Raw genomic sequence first — 1,874 nt, 5'->3', positions numbered from 1 at the left:
CGCGCTGCGGCGCCACCGCGACGGAACCCGAGGCGGTCACCCGCTTCTGCGGCGCGCGCGTCGGCATCGCCAGCTCGACCGGCCGGCCGTCGACCAGGAACCCGTCGCTCAACGGGAAGGATCGCAGCGCGCCGCCGAAGTCCTCGAGCTGCACCACGCCCTCGCGCACGCCGACGACCGCCCCGCAGAACTCCGTCGTGCTGTGCTCGAGGACGAGCCCCCGGGTCAGGGTCACGCGTTCGCGCTGCGCGGGTCCGCGCCGTGGCTTCATCGCGGCGATCGGGTCGTTCGCGTATCGGTCATCCCACACGCCTCCTACGCTACCGTCCCGCGAGCCTGCACCCGGGGAAGCGGATACGACGAAGGAGCGAGGCGGGTCGCGCGGAGCTGCGGCGGCGCGACCGGGCAGCGCAAACGGGCAGCGCTGACGGGTGGCGCAGGCGGGTGGCACAGGCGGGCAGCGCTGACGGGCGGCAGGCGCCTCGATCCGCCGGGAGCACGACGGGGTGTAGTGTTCGAGAGTGCAGGAGAGCGGAGACGACGACGAGCCCGGATCGGGCGGATCGCCCCGACGCAGGATCCGCGACCTGCTCGTCGACACGACCCCGCTGAAGCACAGCCCGGCGTTCGCGCGCCTGTGGTTCGGGACCTCCGTCTCGCAGATCGGCGCGCAGGTGACGATCGTCGCGGTCGGCCTGCACATCTACGAGCTCACGCAGTCGACGCTGGCGGTCTCGTTCGTCGCGCTCTGGGCGCTCGGCCCCATGATCCTCTCGGGCTTCGTCGGCGGCGCGCTCGCCGACCGCTACGACCGGCGCACCGTCGCCCTCGTCACCGCGTGCGTCGCCTGGGTGAGCATCGCCACGATGACGACGATCGCGTTCCTCGGGGTCGAAGCCACCTGGCCGTACTACGCGCTCGCCGCCGTGAACGCGGCGTCGGCCACGATCCTGGGCACGGCGCGCGGCGCGATCCAGCCTCGTCTCCTGCCGGTGCAACTGCTGCCCGCGGCGGCGGCCCTCGCCGGCATCACGATGGGGGTCGCGATCACGCTCGGCCCCGCGATCGCGGGCGTGCTGGTCGCCGCCGTCGGTTTCGCCTGGACCTACCTGCTCGACGCCGTGCTCTTCATCGGCGCCTTCGTCGGGATACTCGGCCTGCCGTCGATGCGACCGGAGGGCGGTCGATCCGCGCCCGGGCTCGCCTCGGTTCTGGAGAGCCTCCGATTCCTGCGCCGCGCTCCCAACGTCCGGGCGACCTTCATCTTCGACCTGATCGCGATGACGCTCGGCCAGCCGCGCGTCGTGTTCCCGGCGGTCGGTGCGCTGCTGATCGGCGGCGGGGCGGTCACGGTAGGCCTGCTGACCGCGGCGTTCGCGATCGGAGCGCTGCTCAGCAGTCTCGTCTCGGGTCCGCTCGGCCAGGTGCGACGGCAGGGGAGGGCGGTCACGCTCGCGATCGCGGTGTACGGCGCCTGCATCGCGCTCTTCGGTCTCGTGCTCCTGGTGAGCCGATTGATCGGTGCCACGGGGTCGGCCGATCGGACGATCGTGCCGGCGCTCGTGCTGGCCGGCATCGCGCTCGCGGGTGCCGGTGCGGCCGACAACATCAGTGCGGTGTTCCGCACGACGATCCTGCAGGCCGCCGCCCCCGACGACGTGCGCGGCCGGATGCAGGGCATCTTCTACGTCGTCGTGGCCGGGGGGCCGCGCGTCGGCGACCTGATCGCAGGCGCACTCGCCACGCTGATCGCGCTGTGGGCGCCGGCGCTGCTCGGCGGCCTCGTGATCGTGGTGCTGATGCTGGTGGCGCTGCGGGTCGCCCGCGGCTTCCAGCGCTACGACGCGCTGCGTCCGACGCCGTGATGCCGTGAC

The 1,874-nt window shown here is 73.0% G+C and carries 2 protein-coding genes; one reads left to right on the top strand and one right to left on the bottom strand.

Translation table 11 applies throughout. From position 1 onward, the window contains the following. A partial coding sequence (locus tag ACFPZL_RS12785) for a DUF3097 family protein (protein ID WP_382335735.1) occupies positions 1 to 310 on the bottom strand: 310 nt, incomplete at its 3' end. Between the two features lie 211 nt (positions 311 to 521). On the opposite strand from ACFPZL_RS12785, the gene ACFPZL_RS12780 reads away from it, so the two are divergent. Then, the gene (locus tag ACFPZL_RS12780; protein WP_218115180.1) at positions 522 to 1,865 is read left to right on the top strand and encodes an MFS transporter; all 1,344 of its coding nucleotides are present in this window, start codon (positions 522 to 524) and stop codon (positions 1,863 to 1,865) included. Positions 1,866 to 1,874: the final 9 nt, after the last annotated feature.

The sequence above is a fragment of the Leucobacter soli genome, from assembly GCF_042659205.1.
In the GTDB taxonomy this organism is placed as follows: domain Bacteria; phylum Actinomycetota; class Actinomycetes; order Actinomycetales; family Microbacteriaceae; genus Leucobacter; species Leucobacter soli.
The sequence above is the reverse complement of the archived record's forward strand: the minus strand, read 5'-3'. Positions and strand labels throughout refer to the sequence as shown.